This is a genomic window from Rufibacter latericius (genome assembly GCF_003721515.1).
GTDB classification, from domain to species: domain Bacteria; phylum Bacteroidota; class Bacteroidia; order Cytophagales; family Hymenobacteraceae; genus Nibribacter; species Nibribacter latericius.
Genome location: NZ_RJJD01000021.1, coordinates 191,104 through 204,429 on the forward strand (window position 1 = coordinate 191,104; position 13,326 = coordinate 204,429).

Annotated in this window: 11 protein-coding genes; 3 read left to right on the forward strand and 8 right to left on the reverse strand. The window is 52.0% G+C overall.

All coding sequences use genetic code 11. The features are described 5' to 3' along the window. The first annotated feature begins 151 nt into the window (after positions 1–151). Positions 152–1,366 carry a PKD domain-containing protein gene (locus EFB08_RS20590; RefSeq protein ID WP_123128861.1) on the forward strand — a complete coding sequence of 405 codons (1,215 nt, stop codon included), beginning with the start codon at positions 152–154 and terminating at the stop codon, positions 1,364–1,366. A gap of 135 nt (positions 1,367–1,501) precedes the next feature. Here EFB08_RS20590 and EFB08_RS20595 read toward each other — a convergent pair whose 3' ends face one another. The 7 genes from EFB08_RS20595 to EFB08_RS20625 all read right to left on the reverse strand — a co-directional run bounded on the left by EFB08_RS20595 (position 1,502) and on the right by EFB08_RS20625 (position 8,374). Then, positions 1,502–2,596 carry an AMP-binding protein gene (locus EFB08_RS20595; RefSeq protein ID WP_123128862.1) on the reverse strand — a complete coding sequence of 365 codons (1,095 nt, stop codon included), beginning with the start codon at positions 2,594–2,596 and terminating at the stop codon, positions 1,502–1,504. 207 nt (positions 2,597–2,803) lie between these two features. Beyond that, on the reverse strand, positions 2,804–3,628 hold the full coding sequence (gene menB / locus EFB08_RS20600; protein ID WP_123129078.1) for a 1,4-dihydroxy-2-naphthoyl-CoA synthase: 825 nt from the start codon (positions 3,626–3,628) through the stop codon (positions 2,804–2,806). A gap of 110 nt (positions 3,629–3,738) precedes the next feature. Next, positions 3,739–4,209 (reverse strand): DoxX family protein, encoded by a 471-nt coding sequence (locus tag EFB08_RS20605; RefSeq protein ID WP_123128863.1) that lies wholly within the window; start codon positions 4,207–4,209, stop codon positions 3,739–3,741. Between the two features lie 251 nt (positions 4,210–4,460). Continuing rightward, positions 4,461–4,925, reverse strand: a complete 465-nt coding sequence (locus EFB08_RS20610) for a DoxX family protein (RefSeq protein WP_123128864.1) — start codon at positions 4,923–4,925, stop codon at positions 4,461–4,463. Positions 4,926–5,018: 93 nt separating this feature from the next. Continuing rightward, positions 5,019–6,734 carry a 2-succinyl-5-enolpyruvyl-6-hydroxy-3-cyclohexene-1-carboxylic-acid synthase gene (menD, locus tag EFB08_RS20615; protein ID WP_123128865.1) on the reverse strand — a complete coding sequence of 572 codons (1,716 nt, stop codon included), beginning with the start codon at positions 6,732–6,734 and terminating at the stop codon, positions 5,019–5,021. Further along, entirely contained in the window at positions 6,731–7,948 is a 1,218-nt protein-coding gene (locus EFB08_RS20620; protein ID WP_123128866.1) for a chorismate-binding protein, read from the reverse strand. The genes menD and EFB08_RS20620 overlap by 4 nt, the downstream gene beginning before the upstream one ends. 6 nt (positions 7,949–7,954) lie before the next feature. Next, positions 7,955–8,374 (reverse strand): hotdog fold thioesterase, encoded by a 420-nt coding sequence (locus EFB08_RS20625; RefSeq protein ID WP_123128867.1) that lies wholly within the window; start codon positions 8,372–8,374, stop codon positions 7,955–7,957. 53 nt (positions 8,375–8,427) lie between these two features. Between EFB08_RS20625 and EFB08_RS20630 the strand changes: the two genes are divergently transcribed. Together EFB08_RS20630 and EFB08_RS20635 are read left to right on the forward strand one after the other, a co-directional pair. Next, on the forward strand, positions 8,428–9,042 hold the full coding sequence (locus EFB08_RS20630; RefSeq protein WP_123128868.1) for a histidine phosphatase family protein: 615 nt from the start codon (positions 8,428–8,430) through the stop codon (positions 9,040–9,042). 137 nt (positions 9,043–9,179) lie between these two features. After that, entirely contained in the window at positions 9,180–10,916 is a 1,737-nt protein-coding gene (locus EFB08_RS20635; protein ID WP_123128869.1) for a pyruvate dehydrogenase complex dihydrolipoamide acetyltransferase, read from the forward strand. 289 nt (positions 10,917–11,205) lie between these two features. On the opposite strand, the gene EFB08_RS20640 is transcribed toward EFB08_RS20635, so the two are convergent. Continuing rightward, on the reverse strand, positions 11,206–13,161 hold the full coding sequence (locus EFB08_RS20640) for a glucosamine-6-phosphate deaminase (RefSeq protein ID WP_227006433.1): 1,956 nt from the start codon (positions 13,159–13,161) through the stop codon (positions 11,206–11,208). Positions 13,162–13,326 lie beyond the last annotated feature (165 nt).

Here is a 13,326-nt window from a genome sequence, read left to right on the forward strand (position 1 = left end):
CCTCTGAAAACGCTTTTCTCTACGCGTTTTAATCTCAACAAATCAGTGTGTACCGTGAATATCCGGTGGTATCATATACCCGGTATAGCCAATTCTGAATAGGTTCTACGGTAAGCCCTGCTTACCCTTCCAATGTTTCAAAGAATCTGTTATGAAACCCCAGTTTAGTTATACCCTTTTTTTGTTCCTGGTTCCGCTACTGCTTTTCTCCTGCCAAGACAATGATGATTTCCAAAACCCCAACAATCCCGAGGTTATACCCACCGTAGTTGCCTATGCTGGACTTGATCAGTCCATTACCCTGCCCCAAAGCACTGTTGCTTTAGACGGGAGCCAATCAACGGTTACAAACGGGGAGATAGCAAGGTACAATTGGGCCAAAGTCTCTGGTCCTTCCTCCTTCTCCCTGAATGATCCTACGGCTGCCCGTACGGTGGTTAGCAATTTGGAAAATGGAGAATACCAGTTTGAGTTGAAGGTGACGGCGTTAGGCGGTATTTCCTCCAGAGACACGGTAAAAGTGATTGTCAAAGCGGAGCCAACCTATGAACATTGGACCCGCCTAAATTACTTACCGGCAAACGATTTCTTTTTTGGTTCAGGTGACTGGTTCGGAGGCGCTAATATTTTGATGGGCATCGGGGATCAGGTGTTTGCCGTCAGCAACAAGGGAATCGTATTTCAACTTTCCGGGACAAACAATTGGCAGACTAAAGGGAATTTTCCCGAGCAGATGGAAAGGCCTCCCCTTGTTTTCAGCTTCGGGAACCGGGGATACTGCCTCAGGGGTGCACACCTTTGGCAATATGATGTGGGGCAGAACTTATGGCAATTGAAAAGAGAGGTGCCGGAACAAATCAGAGACGCACAAGTTGCTTTAGTATTGAAAAGCCGGGTTTACCTGGTTAGTACCAGCATGGGGAAAGTCATGAGCTATGATTTTGCAACAGACACCTACTCTCCTGAAAAGGATTATCAGGGTTCCGGGACGTCCACGGGGTTTGTAGTCAAAGGAAAGGGGTACTGTGTTGAGGAAAAAGGCAGGTGCTGGGAGTTTGATCCGGAAACCGGCACTTGGCGGCAAAGAGCAAGTTTGCCGCAACCTATCACCAGGATGACTGGATTTTACCTGAACAACCATGGTTATGTGTTAAGTGATGTTGGAAACGCCGCTTACAACCATAGTCTACCTATGAAAGTCTGGCGCTATGACCCCGCAGCAGACCTGTGGACCGAGTTTGAGGAGGGTTACCCTGGATTTGGGGTAAATGATGTTCAAGCCACTTCGCTGGGAAACCGAGTGTATGTTGGCCTAGGGTATCACAATGGAGACTTCACCACAACAGATTTATGGCTTTTTGACTAGTTTAAAGCGACACTTGGGTTGCTCTCCTCAAATTTAGATTAGGAGATATTCTAAAGAATTCCGGTTGAAAGCTTTTCTACCGCAAATCTATTTAGGGTTTAGGGGCTGATTTCTGGAAAACAGCCCCTAAACGAATTATAGCAAGGTCATGCCTCCGCGACGGTCTATCTTGCCGGTGGCGGTCTCAGGCAGGCGGGGCAGGTACCCGAACTGTTTGGGGATCTCGAATTTTGAAAGAGACTCGCTGAGTTTGCCTTTCAGGTTGGCTTCTTCCACATCGGTCAAAGGGCTTCCTTCCAGCACGGCAATGAGGCGTTCTCCCAGGGTTTCATCCGGTAAGGCTGCCGCAAAATAACGGCGGGAAATCCCAAGATCGGCTAGGGCCTCTCCTACCGCTGCCTCTACTTTCTCCAATTGGACCTTCACGCCGCCCGAGTTAATTGTATTATCGGCCCGGCCCAGCCACCGGAAAGAGTTTCCTTCCAGCAAATCTACCAGGTCATTGGTGATAATGGTTTCTTCGCCGGTCACATCTGCCGAGATGGTCAGGCAGCCGCGTTCATCCTGGCCTAAGGTTACTTCAGGGGGAGCGGTGTAGTAGTCGGTTTTTTCTTGCCCGTTTAACCTACGGACGGCAATGTGGGAAATGGTTTCAGTCATGCCGTAGCTTTGGTACACCGGCACTTGCAGGTCTTGTACGGCTTCTTCCAGAGACTTGCTGATGGCGGCTCCGCCCAACAAAAGGGCTTTCATCTGGTTTAGCTTGGCTTTTTTCTCAGGGGTTTGCTCCAGAATGGTCTGCAGCTGCAGAGGCACCATGGCCACAAAGTCAAACTCGGCCTCCGGGTCAACGCTGGCTAAGGGATTACCGATGGGTTCTATGATGGTCAGGTGCAGATGGCCCACCAACCCACGCACCAACATCATCATGCCGGCAATGTACTCGGTGTTCATACAAACCAATACCCGGTCTTCTGGCTGAAGGTCAAAGAGGCGCAGGGTTCGTTTGGCACTCGCCTCCATTCGGTTTCGGGTCAACTCCAGAAGTTTGGGTTTTCCGGTACTCCCCGATGTCTGCACTGGGTATTCCTGTACCCCCAACATCCATTGCTTACAGAACTCCAGCGTTTTTGCTTCATACCCATCAATGGGAATACTCTCCCGGAAGGAGTAATGCTGGATTTCATCATAGAAGAATTTCTTGCCATTCAGGAGCAGGTGGTCGGGCATCTTTCCAAATGTTGGTTGTTGTTGCTTTTATTCGGGTGGAAGGGATTTTGGTTGTGGTATTCCCACCCTTCTGCTAAAACGCCGCTGAAAAGGATGGTTAATGTAAGTTAAGAAGTGGCATTGAAACACATGTGGCATAAAAAAGGCGTTTCGGAGCTGATTCATGAAAATCAGCCCCGAAACGCCTTCATGCGTCAGCGAAAAGGTTCAAGGGAATTTAGGATACTTAGAGAAATCTGGTTTGCGCTTCTCCAGAAACGCGTTTTTGCCCTCCTTGGCCTCGTCTGACAGGTAGTAGAGCAAAGTGGCGTCTCCGGCCAATTGCTGAATACCAGACTGTCCGTCTAACTCGGCGTTGAACGAGGCTTTGAGCATACGCAAGGCTAGTGGGCTTTTCTCCAGGATTTTATGGCACCACTCCACGGTAGCTTCCTCCAGTTTTTCCAAAGGCACTACTTTGTTCACCAGGCCCATGTCCAAAGCTTCCTGAGCATTATATTGGTCGCACAGGTACCAGATCTCACGGGCCTTTTTCTGACCAACGATGCGGGCCAGGTAAGACGCCCCGAACCCTCCGTCAAAGGAACCTACTTTGGGGCCGGTTTGGCCAAAACGGGCATTTTCTGCGGCAATGGAAAGATCACACACCACGTGCAATACGTGACCGCCACCAATGGCCCATCCGGCAACCATGGCAATCACGGGTTTAGGAATACGGCGTATTTGCATCTGCAGGTCCAGCACGTTCAGGCGCGGAACAGTGTCTTCGCCTATGTAACCGCCGTGGCCCCGCACGCTCTGGTCACCGCCGGAACAAAATGCTTTGCCCCCTTCGCCGGTTAAGATAATCACCCCGATGTCTGCGTTGTCGCGGCAGATGTTCATGGCATCTATCATCTCGGCGACGGTGCGGGGCGTAAACGCATTGTGCACGTGCGGACGGTTGATGCTGATTTTGGCGATGCCGTTATAGAATTGAAATAGTATCTCTTGGTATTCTTTAAGCGTTGTCCAGTTGAATGTACTTTGCATGAACCTCTGGTTTGGGTAGAACAATGTGGGCGCAAAGGTACTGCGCCCCTGCAGGATTTTGCAAAGGTATACGCAGATTTGAGTTCTACCCTAGAAAATACGCCAAACTATTAATGGTTAGCCTGATAGTTTTTCTTCTCCGTCCGCCGTTTCTCGTTCATCTCAAATCTATGGTCTACAGAGTAGTACCCAGAGCCCCCCACAAAGTAGAAGATTAGGGCAATGAGGGTCACCAGCGAGATACCGAACTCCGGATTGACGGAGAAGAATCCCTGGCCAGGATTAAAGAAAAACACCGCCCCTATCAGAATAGGAATCTGAAACCCGATGGCTACTCTTGTAATCAACCCAATCGCGATTAGAAGCCCCCCCACCAAGTGCGCAAATGCCACGTAATGCGCAAGGCCCAAGGCAATCCATTGAAACTGACTGTTCTGGATGATTTCGGCCAGAGCGTCGGTATCTGCAATAAACGTCAGGCCTTTATAGAAAATAAACAGGCCTAACAGAATTCTTCCGTAGTCATAAGCCACGGGACGGTGTTCATTTTGCCACCGATCAACTTGATTTACCCAATTCATTTCTTTAACGCCTTTAAACCAGATAGCGTCTCCAGTGTATTTATACGCTGATTATCAATTTTTTATAAACAAAATACTACATTTTTCCAGGACCAGGTCTTAGAAAAAAGGTCTACCAAGAGTAAATTCGGCCAAAAGACTTCAAACGAGGCACGCAGGAATCCTTTCAGGTTAAGGTGAGCCAATAAGTGGTAGGTACTGCTATAAATAAACAAGGCCCCAATCCTTGGGGCCTTGATCAAAAAGTTTTTTTAAATGTTCTGGGGGTCTGATTTTTTTGTTTTTCTGTACCTATATGCCCTGTTGTGATCAAAAGAGTAATATCCGGCACCGCCTACAAAGTAAAAAATAAGAAAAAGCAAGGTGTACAAGGCTACCGCAAAGGGTGAGTAAAGCGAAAATAAGTCATGTGTGGGTGTGAAAAACAGGACGGCGCAGAGCAGAATTGGAATCTGTACTAAAATTGCAGATCTGGTGTGCCATCCCACCGTAATCATGGCACCTCCCACAATATGCAGAAACACCACTGCATACGCCATGAAAGTGGCCATGGAATAAAACTTGCTGTCCAGCAGGATTTGTTCCAGGGCCGTCATGTTGAAAAGGAAGGAAATCCCTTTGAATACCAAAAAACAGCCCAAGGCTATTCTTCCGTAGTCATACAGCACCACGTGGTGTTTGTGGTGCCATTTTTCAACGTTCTTTGTAAACTCCATAATTATACCGCCTTATTACAGCGTCTCCTATGGTTAGTTACGACTATTTTTTTGCGAAGTCAACAAAGAAACCGTTAAATTTCAACGGATTAGCTATAAAATCTGTATTGTAGTGGCCACTTGCCGCCGGTACGCCTCAAAAACCTCAAAATTCTCAGGGCTATTGGTCTCTATTTCCAGCAGCTGTGCCCCTCCCGAGGAGCTGAAAAACGCCGGCAAAACCGAAGCAAGGGTGGAAGCATTTGAGGCAGTCAGGTAGGTAAGGCCCATGTCCTCGGCGGTTTTTTGGGCGGTTTGCCTTTGCTCTGTCTCAAAAAAAGGGCGCAATTCTGGCTGGCTACGAGGTCCTTCGATCATCCTGAAAATGCCGCCTCCGTGGTTGTTCAGCACCACGATGCGAAGGTTCTGGGGCAGGTAATTATGCCAGAGGGCGTTCCGGTCATAGAGAAAGGCCATGTCACCGGTGAGCAGGGTCACCAGTTTATCGGTGCTCAGGGCCGAGCCTACGGCAGTGCTGGTGCTGCCGTCAATGCCGCTGGTCCCGCGGTTGGCACACACCTCTATTCCCTCGATTCCGGCTACGCCGATGAGGTTGGCATAGCGCACGCTCATGCTGTTGGCCAGGTGCAGGATGCTGTTGGACGGCAAACTCCGGATCACTTGGTGGCAGGCCTTGAATTCTGAAAAAGGGCTGTTTTCCTGAAAACCCTCCAAAACCGCCTTTCCCTGTGCATCCAGTTCATACCAGGCTTGGGTAAAAGCAGGCGATACCTGCAACGATTCCTCTCCAACGGCCAACTCCTGGAAGAAATTCTGGGGCGTTGTTCTGATGATTCTGGTCAGGGCCTGAAAAGTATCAGCGACCATTCCGGCGGGCTGCACATGCCAATGGCGCAGGTGCTTCTGCTTGCGCAGGAACAGCTTCAGGTTCTTAGAAATCACTGATTTATGAAAAGTGATCAGCAAATCGGGTTGAAGTGATTCGGCTTCATGCAGGTGCTTGGCACCCAGGAACACATCATGGAAATGGATGGTCTCTCCGTCCACCTGCTGGTTGCTAATGGTGTCTGCCACGAACACCGCGCCGGTGGCACGGCAGAATTGCAATACATGGGTATGCAATTCCTCCTCCCGCTTGCCTTGTCCGGCTACTACAAGCACCCTTTTGTACTGCCTAAGTTCCTTCTTCAAAGTTTCCCTAACCTCTGGTGACAACCCGAAGGCGGATGGCAACTCTTCAATGACCTTTACGTTGGAGGAATACGCAAATTCCTCGCCCGGCTCTGGGTAAAAAGGCTCCCGCAAGGGGATATTCACCTGCACCGGCCCCTCCGGAAATGACCTCACCTCATTCAAGGCTTCATTTAACAGACGCGCAGCATACCACTGGGCATCAGGGTGGTTTGTCTCCACCGGAAAGTCATAGCTTCGCTTCACATGTCCGCCGTAGATATGCGACTGCCGGATGGTTTGCCCGTCAAGTTGATCGATCCATTCTGGGGGCCGATCGGCGGTGAGAACCAGTAGCGGAATATTCTGGTAGAAGGCCTCGGCCACCGCCGGAGCGTAGTTATAGGCGGCTGTGCCAGAGGTACAAACCAACACCACAGGCTTGCCGGTCTGCTGCGCGATGCCCAATCCAATGAAGCCGGCGCTCCGCTCATCGGGCACGGTACGCACCCGCAGTTGGGGGTGACGGGCAAAGGCCAGGGTCAAGGGTGCACACCGCGAACCAGGCGAAAGCACAATGTTCTGCACTCCCTTCCGGGCGCAGATTTCGGCAATATCAATGACGGCTTGTAGGATCATGATTCAGACGCTTGAAAAAGACGGAGCACGGTTTGCATTTTGAACTCGGTTTCCTGCCATTCTTTGGCCGGAACAGAGTCGGCGGTCATGCCGGCGCCGGCATAGGCGGTTACCGTGTCCAGCCCCAGTTCTACGCACCGCAAGTTCACGAACAAATTGGTTTCCTGCCCCAGTTGCACGGGTCCTAGAAAGCCGCTGTAAAACCGACGATCATGCAACTCCAGTTCGTCTATCATCTGCAGGGCGGCCACTTTGGGCATGCCGCCTACCGCGGAGGTAGGGTGCAGCAAGTCCAGCATCTGGGTGCCCAGTTGCGGAAATCCTACTTCGTCCATGGCCGCGCTGAAATCGGTGCGGAGGTGAAGCAGGTTGCCGGCCATCACGGTGCGGGGGCCCATCTCCACATACTCGCGCAGCCGCAGATGCCGGAAACAACTCACAATGTAACGCTGCACCAATGCCTGTTCCTCAATCTCCTTCTGGCGCCAGATGGCATCGGCGGGAGTCAACCCCTCGGTGAGCAGTTGTGTACCGGCTAAGGCAACGGTGCGGAACACCCGATGCCGATCTACCTGCACCAACAGTTCGGGCGAGGCGCCCAGCCAGGTTCCTATTCCGGGAATGGCTACCAGTGAAACGAAAGCCGTGGGGTACAACTGGGTTAACTGGGTGAACGCGTGCAGCAGGTCAAAGCCTTGGTACAGGGGCAGCGTTTTGGTGCGGGACAACACCACTTTTTCCAGGCAGCCGGCCTGCATGGCTTTCACCGCTTTAGTAACTGACTGCTCAAAGACATCGCGCGGAATGGCTTTTACGGTACCGTCCGGGTGGCTTGGCCAGCCGCAGGTCACTTCGTGCTTTTGGCCTTTCTTTTGGAAATCTGCCCAAAAACCAGTGGGCAGCACCGTGTCTCCTAACTCCGGAGAAACATCGGCTTTGCCGGCATAATAGAGATCTGAGGGCAAAAACATTCCCGGCGCGGAGGCCGAGGGGTGAAAGGGGCAAAAGGCAAAACCCTTCTGCGGGCCTTCCATGTAGGGCAAGGTACTTTTTACCTCTGACGCCACCACCGCCTGCATTTCTTTGGAATTGGGCAACCGCCACAGGGCTACCGGCAGCTTTGCTCGCAGAGCGGCCTGAAAGATTCTGAAAGCTGTTTCCTCAGGCGAGGGCTCAGTGGAAATTGGGGGTATAACAGGGATGTTGAGGGACATGTAACTTTATCTATCCAAAACGGCCATGGTGATACGGCTGATGCAAACCAGGTCACCGGCTTCGGAGGTAATACGGATTTCCCAGACTTGGGTCTTGCGCCCAATGTGAATGGCCGTGGCCTTGCCGTAGACAAACCCGCTACGCACACTTTTAATGTGGTTGGCGTTGATCTCCAGCCCTACGCAGTACTGTTTCTCCAGGTCCAGGAACATGGTAGCGCCAACGCTGCCCAGGGTTTCAGCCAAAGCCACAGAGGCACCGCCGTGCAAAAGGCCCAGCGGTTGGTGGGTGCGGTGGTCCACGGGCATGCGCCCGATGAGGAAATCATCGCCAATCTGCGTGTACTCCATGCCCAGGTGCTCGCCTAAGGTGTTTTTATTCCAGGCATTTAGCTGTTCCAGGGTCACATCGGGGCGTCTTTTCATCCGTAGTTCTCGTAATTAAGGCCTATCTTTAGGGTCTGCAAATTAGCGTAAAATTGAGCCTCAAAAAAATCTACCTCGTTCGTCACGGCCAAACCGATCTTAACCTGCAAGGCATCGTGCAGGGAAGCGGCATTGACAGTTCCCTCAATGAAACCGGTTTCTGGCAAGCCGACAAGTTTTTCCAGGCTTACAGGCACGTTTCCTTTGACAAAGTCTACACATCGGGGCTGCAGCGCACCGTGCAGAGCGTACAGGCGTTTATTGATCTGGGCATTCCGCACGAGCGGCATGTTGGCCTGAACGAGATCAGTTGGGGCAACCGCGAGGGTACCCGCATCACCCCTGAGGAAGACGTCTATTATTTTGACATGCTCCGGCGGTGGCAGCACGGCGAGACCCACCTGCCTATTGAAGGCGGCGAAAGTCCCCAACAGGTAGCAGAGCGGCAGAAACCCGTCATTGAACTGATTCTCTCCCGCCCCGAGGAAAAGACAATTCTGATTTGCATGCACGGCCGCGCCATGCGGGTGCTGCTGTCCCAACTGCTGTGTTACCCGCTGCACCAGATGGATAGGTTTGTGCACCAGAACCTTTGCCTTTACCAGCTCAACTTTACCGGCTCCATGTTCTGGGTAGAGCGTTTTGCCGATGTGTCACATTTGACCTAGAAAAAAGAACAACCTTGCTGATTTTTGCCTCATTTTTTGAAAACTAGCCAAAAACCAGCCTAGAATCTCTTAAACGCATATTTGTATTACAGCATTTTTGCCTCTATTTTTGAGGCCTTAAACCCGAGCAAAAAACTATGGCCGAAATCATCCGAATGCCCAAGATGAGTGACACTATGACCGATGGGGTCATTGCCTCATGGTTAAAGAAAGTTGGTGACTCTGTGAAATCTGGGGACGTTCTTGCCGAAGTGGAAACCGATAAGGCAACCATGGAATTGGAGTCTTATGAAGATGGGACGTTACTGTACATCGGCCCTAAAAATGGTGAATCTGTTCCTGTGGATGGCGTGTTGGCCATCATAGGTAAACAAGGTGAAGATATCTCTGGCCTCATGGCCGAAGTAAATGGTGGAGGCGCCGCCCCTGCTTCCCAGGAAGCTCCTAAAGCCGAAGCCCCCAAAGCAGAGCCTGCCCCAGCGGCGGCACCTGCTCAAGCTCCTGCTGCCCAACCAGCCCCTGCCGCTAACGTAAACGCCGAGGTGGTACGCATGCCCAAAATGAGCGACACCATGCAGGAAGGCACCATTGTGGCCTGGCACAAGAAAGTAGGCGACAAAGTAAAATCTGGTGACCTGCTGGCCGAGGTAGAAACCGACAAAGCCACTATGGAGCTGGAGTCTTACGAAGACGGAACGCTCCTTTATATAGGTGTAGAAGCTGGTGCCTCCGTACAAGTAGACGGCGTACTGGCCATCATTGGCGAAGCCGGTGCCGATTACCAGGCCTTGCTGAACGGCGGTGGAAACAAATCTGGCGGTAACGCCAACCCCGCTGAAGGCGCCAACAACGAAGAAGTAACCCGTAGGGAAGAACATAAAACCGGGGAACAGTCTCAGTCCGGTGACGGCGTAAACCAAACCGTGGGTGCTCCGGTACCAGGTCCGGGAACTGCTGCCCAGCCTGCCTCTGGAAGTGAAAACCAAGGCCGCGTGCTGGCTTCTCCGCTGGCAAAGAAAGTAGCCCAGGAAAAAGGCATCAGCCTGGCCCAAGTAAAAGGCTCTGGCGAGAACGGCCGCATCGTTCTGCGTGACGTGGAGAACTTCACTCCTTCCGCCGCACCAGCTGCCCAACCACAGGCGGCCCCTGCCGCCACACCTGCTCCTCAGGTGTCCGCTCCGGTTCAATCCGGCGAAGCCTTCACCGAAGTTCCGGTATCGCAGATGCGGAAGGTGATTGCCCGCCGTTTGTCAGAGAGTTTGTTCACTGCGCCGCACTTCTACCTGACCATGGAGATTGACATGGACAAAGCCATGGAAGCCCGCGTGAGCATGAACGAGGTAGCCCCGGTAAAAGTGTCCTTCAACGACATGGTGATCAAAGCCGCTGCTGCTGCCCTGCGCAAGCACCCGGCCGTGAACTCATCTTGGTTAGGCGACAAGATCCGCTACAACAACGTGGTCAACATAGGCGTGGCCGTAGCTGTGGAAGAAGGCCTTTTGGTACCAGTGGTGCGCAACGCCGATCAGAAGTCACTCTCCACCATCTCTGCCGAAGTGAAGGACCTGGGCGGGAAAGCCAAAACCAAGAAATTACAGCCGTCTGACTGGGAAGGAAGCACCTTCACCATCTCAAACCTGGGTATGTTCGGGATTGAGGAATTCACCGCCATCATCAACCCACCAGATGCCTGTATCCTGGCCGTGGGCGGGATCAAGCAAACCCCGGTTGTGAAGAACGGGCAAATCCAGATCGGGAACGTGATGAAAGTAACCTTGTCTTGCGATCACCGCGTGGTAGACGGCGCCGTTGGTTCCGCCTTCCTCCAGACCCTGAAAGGCTTCCTGGAAGATCCGGTGAGAATGCTGGTTTGATTTAGCTAAAGTGTTTAGTTGTTCGTGATAAGTAAACGAACCTGATGTAAGAAAGGGCCGGTGGAGAAATCCATCGGCCCTTTCTGTTTAGCGCCTGATTTTCTAAAAGTAGCCCCTAAACAGGAAGAGGTAAATCATCATTACAACTGCCCCTACCAATTCTTCCGTTTAGAACCTGTTTTCAGAAATAGAGCTTTAAAGCCCTGCTCCACCTTACACCAACCATAAAAATAAAAGCCGCTTCAGGAGTTAACCCAAAGCGGCTTTATGATGAAGTAAAAGAAGAAGTTTAGTAATGAAACCGTACAAAGGCTTCCATGGCTTCGTAATCAGCTAGGCCTAGGTGGTCGTAGCGGCGGGCTGTTTCGCGGTTGCGTTCCTGGGCACGTACCCAGAACTCGCGTTCGTCATCACCGGGGAACACAGGACGGTCTTTCTGGCTTTGGTGTTTGAAAATAGCAATCCGCTTGCGCTCAACTTCCTGTGGTGAAAGCGGAACGGCCATCTCTATCTCGTGGGTTTCAAATTCGTGCCAGGCACCGCGGTACATCCACAGCCAGCATTCCTCAACCCAGGTCTCCCCGGCGGCCCGAAGCTTTCTAAGAGCAGCCACAATAATGTTGAAGCACACAATATGCGTTCCGTGCGGGTCCTCGAAATCGCCGGCGGCAAACACCTGGTGCGGTTTTACCTTGCTTAGCAGGTCCATGGTTAGCTCAATGTCACGATCGGTGACTGGGTTCTTCTGGGTTTTGCCGCTTTCGTAGAAGGGAAGCGCCTGGAAGTGGATGTGGTCATCTTGGAGGCCGGCGTACCGCGCTCCGGCAATGGCCTCACTTTTCCGGATGAAGGCCTTCACGTCCTGGATTTCCTGGGTGTCGACCTGGTTTGGTTGCTTCTGCCCGATGAACGTCCGCATCTGCTCGTATACCGAAGCAAGGGTCTCCCCGTCATGACCAATGCTCCGGCTGAAGTCAATGGCGAACTCCATGTAGCGCAATACGTCATCGTCCCACACGGCGGTGTTCCCCGAGGTCTGATAGGCCACATGAACATCATGACCTTGGTCCACCAGCCTGATGAACGTTCCGCCCATCGAGATCACATCGTCATCTGGATGCGGGGAGAAAATGAGTACGCGTTTATGAGCAGGTTCGGCGCGTTCCGGACGGCCGGAGTCGTCGGCATTGGGTTTGCCGCCGGGCCAACCGGTGATGGTATGCTGCAGTTGGTTAAATACGTCTATGTTGATGTTGTACACCGGTCCGCGGTTCACCCCCAGTTGAGCCATGCCGTGGGCATTGTAATCTTCCTCGGTCAGTTTAAGGATAGGCTTGTTCACGGTATCAGAAAGCCAAATAACCGCCTTCCGGGTAAGTTGGGCATCCCAAACGCAATCTTTCACGAGCCAGGGGGTACCAAACCGAGTAAGGCCTGAGGCAGCATCCTGGTCCAGCACAAACTCCACGTTATCGGAAAGTTGCAGGTAGGTAGCGGGCACCTCGCCGGAGATCTCTCCTTCTACCGCTTTTCTTACAATAGAAGCCTTTTTCCCATTCCAGGCCATTAACACAATTTCGCGGGCTTTGAAAATAGTCCCGATGCCCATGGTGATGGCTTTGGTGGGCACGTTTTCCTTCCCTCCGAAATCACGGGAAGCATCGCGCCTGGTCAGGTCATCTAAGGTTACCAGGCGGGTACCGGAGTTAGGCGCAGAGCCTGGCTCGTTGAACCCGATGTGGCCGGTTCGGCCGATGCCCAGCACCTGAAGGTCTAAGCCACCCAGTTCCTCTATCTTACGCTCATACTCCAGACAGAAAGCCGGAATCTCTTCAAGTGACAAGGTCCCGTCGGGGATGTTCACGTTCGCTTTGTCAATGTCTATGTGGTTGAACAGGTTCTCGTCCATGAACCGCACGTAACTCTGTGACGCGGTGGGCTGCATGGGGTAGTATTCATCCAGGTTGAAGGTGATCACGTCCCGGAAACTCAGTCCCTCCTCCCGGTGCAGGCGGGCCAGTTCGGTATACACGCCTACCGGGGTAGCTCCCGTCGCCAGGCCCAGAACCGTCTTCTCTCCCTTAGCCTGCTTCGCCCGAATCAATTCCGAAATCCGGAGGGCAACTGCTTTGGAAGCCTCCCGCTGATCTTGAAACACCGTGACGGGCACCTTTTCATAGCGTGTCTCCTCCAATAGGTTCAGCCTGCTCATAGTTGTAGTTTGTTTAGTAGATGGTAGGAATATGGTGTTAGCAAAGGTAGAAAGACTAACTATTTCACAAAATTTAACAACCCCTAATTTGTTATTAAAATTTATTTAAAAAGCCCTCAAAACCGCCTATCTTGCTTTCAATTCCCCTAATTTTAAGACTAAACTTCCATTTTCTACCTGTTTTTCAGAAAACACTTT

Bases quoted from the DNA above. Each gene is read 5' to 3' on its own strand.
- EFB08_RS20595 (WP_123128862.1), bottom strand. From the start codon at position 2,596: ATGCCCGACCACCTGCTCCTGAATGGCAAGAAATTCTTCTATGATGAA.
- EFB08_RS20610 (WP_123128864.1), bottom strand. From the start codon at position 4,925: ATGGAGTTTACAAAGAACGTTGAAAAATGGCACCACAAACACCACGTG.
- EFB08_RS20605 (WP_123128863.1), bottom strand. From the start codon at position 4,209: ATGAATTGGGTAAATCAAGTTGATCGGTGGCAAAATGAACACCGTCCC.
- EFB08_RS20620 (WP_123128866.1), bottom strand. From the start codon at position 7,948: ATGTCCCTCAACATCCCTGTTATACCCCCAATTTCCACTGAGCCCTCG.
- menD (WP_123128865.1), bottom strand. From the start codon at position 6,734: ATGATCCTACAAGCCGTCATTGATATTGCCGAAATCTGCGCCCGGAAG.
- EFB08_RS20635 (WP_123128869.1), top strand. From the start codon at position 9,180: ATGGCCGAAATCATCCGAATGCCCAAGATGAGTGACACTATGACCGAT.
- EFB08_RS20590 (WP_123128861.1), top strand. From the start codon at position 152: ATGAAACCCCAGTTTAGTTATACCCTTTTTTTGTTCCTGGTTCCGCTA.
- EFB08_RS20625 (WP_123128867.1), bottom strand. From the start codon at position 8,374: ATGAAAAGACGCCCCGATGTGACCCTGGAACAGCTAAATGCCTGGAAT.
- menB (WP_123129078.1), bottom strand. From the start codon at position 3,628: ATGCAAAGTACATTCAACTGGACAACGCTTAAAGAATACCAAGAGATA.